Raw genomic sequence first — 2,088 nt, forward strand, 5'->3', positions numbered from 1 at the left:
TCAACAGACCCTAGCAATAATGAGTTAGTTCAAACAACAAGTTTTTTAACAAGGAGAAATAGAATGAGCAATTACATGTTGATTTACGTAGGTGGGGATCCGGAGTGGGCACAAAATACAACACCAGCAGAAATGGAAACCGCTATGCAGGCATGGACTGATTGGATGGAAAACCTCGGTGCAAAAGGTCAGTTAGTCGAAGGGGGAGACCCGCTTAACTATGGCGGAAAACGCGTTGATTCTGCAGGCCTTGTAACCGACATCGCTGCGAGTGAGTTTAAAGAACTGGTTTCTGGTTACTCTATTGTGAAAGCGGAAAACTTTGATGAAGCGGTTGAAATCACCAAGACGTGTCCGATTTTTAATCACCCTGGTTGCTCGGTCGAAGTGCGAGAAATCATGGAAATGGGTGGATAAGCTGTATAGTTCGGACAAGTATGGTTTGTAAAAATTCACCAAGTGCCAGCGAGTAAGTTGGCACTTGGTGCATAGTCTTAACTGCATTCAAACCCTAACTCAGTCGTTACTCATCATTCGGGCCCAATTGTTATTACTTACACAAATGTAGGTCGCAATAGAGTATTCAATTTGAACAATACCTGAATTGGCTGCGTTGCCGTTTATTTTATCGCTTGATCTTCCATATACCTTAACTGGTTTGCTACTGGTGTTAGCCACTGTTTGTTGCCTACCAATGACACATTTAGCCAATTTAACCGAGGCATTGTTCGCACTTGCGGTGCTAATGGTATTGACAGTCGATGTTAAAGGTGTGGCATTTGAACGTCCACCACCAGCGTATGCAGTAATACCGCCGATGGTAGGTTTTGTATCTGGGATATCGTTCACGCCCACCACACTGTATCCCTCTGTAGGTTCCTGCCCTTTGGTAGGAGCAACGGTATAAGAACCGTTTGGATTGGAGTTACTGAACTTTCCAGATGTAGCCATTCCTGCAATGGAGATGTTCTTGTTATTACCGCCATAAGCGATGATGTACTTAGGCGTAAATACACCGGTTCCGCCATCATCTTGCCCAACGGAACTGGTGCTACCTGTGAAACTGATATTGCTGGAATTGTACAGATCAATTTGAGCATCACTTCCTGCGTAATTGTTACTACCATTTCGATTGAATGAACTATTTGAGATGGTCATGCTTTCCACATCAATTAGTTCGATTCCTGCTCCTTGGTTACGATCAAAGAAGCTGTTCGAAATGGAATTTTGTTCCGTACCGCCATAGCTACTTATACCGGGACCTTCGTTCCATTCAAACCGAGAATTTACAATGGTATTCGCATTTGCGCCTGCCCCAAGGTACAACCCGATATTCAAGTTGTTGGCGAAATCGGCGTTTACCACAAATGAATCCACAATGTTTGCAACCCCAATCTCGTTACCCCCGAAGGTACTGTTGGTTATATGTGCGCTGCTTGTGTAATCGTCTATGCTCGTGTTTTGACCTGATCCACCAACCCCACTTTTACATCCCACGATGGTGACGTCTTGAATGGTTAACTGGTTGCTGCCCCCTGATATCCCATTCATCTGGTGGCTGCCACAATCAATGGTTATACCTTCAATGCCTGCACCTACGCTGATGTAGCTTGCGTCAATAACCGAGGGTTCTGTTCTGTTACCATTGCCGCCAACTAATACTGGTCTTAATGCATCATCATAGGGAGAGGTACCTTGATATTTAACCATTCCATATTGAACGCTGCCAAAACCGATTAGCCTGTTACCCTCGTTCATTTTTACATCAGCGACCTTAAAAGCTTTCCCAGGTTCTACCCAGCAAACTTGGTTGTTACTTAGGCAGTTATTAAATGCGGAAGTGTCGTCCGCAATTCCATTGCCTATCGCACCATAATCCATAACATTGGCGCTTGTAGGACCGGAGGCTTGTATTGACGAGCTAAATAGAAGTAAAGCGGACACCTTGCTGAAAAAATGAATGTTCATATTTGGCTCCTAAATCTACGATCTGAATTTGTCAAACAATCACGTAGTGAAATTAAGTATAAGCTCATTACGAAAGCCATATCAGTGCGTAATATATAAAGAATAAGACCGTATTGAATA

Annotated in this window: 2 protein-coding genes; one reads left to right on the forward strand and one right to left on the reverse strand. The window is 43.6% G+C overall.

The features are described from left to right. The first annotated feature begins 63 nt into the window (after positions 1 to 63). On the forward strand, positions 64 to 417 hold the full coding sequence (locus VPNCDNU1_RS28645; protein WP_104403529.1) for a YciI family protein: 354 nt from the start codon (positions 64 to 66) through the stop codon (positions 415 to 417). A gap of 99 nt (positions 418 to 516) precedes the next feature. Here the strand turns inward: VPNCDNU1_RS28645 and VPNCDNU1_RS28650 are convergent, their stop codons facing one another. After that, positions 517 to 1,968 (reverse strand): right-handed parallel beta-helix repeat-containing protein, encoded by a 1,452-nt coding sequence (locus VPNCDNU1_RS28650; protein WP_104403530.1) that lies wholly within the window; start codon positions 1,966 to 1,968, stop codon positions 517 to 519. Between the last annotated feature and the right edge of the window lie 120 nt (positions 1,969 to 2,088).

This window comes from Vibrio penaeicida, from assembly GCF_002933855.1.
GTDB classification, from domain to species: domain Bacteria; phylum Pseudomonadota; class Gammaproteobacteria; order Enterobacterales; family Vibrionaceae; genus Vibrio; species Vibrio penaeicida_A.

What these genes read in the sequence shown, in the direction of transcription:
- VPNCDNU1_RS28650 (WP_104403530.1), bottom strand. Translation starts at nt 1,968, where the DNA reads ATGAACATTCATTTTTTCAGCAAGGTGTCCGCTTTACTTCTATTTAGC.
- VPNCDNU1_RS28645 (WP_104403529.1), top strand. Translation starts at nt 64, where the DNA reads ATGAGCAATTACATGTTGATTTACGTAGGTGGGGATCCGGAGTGGGCA.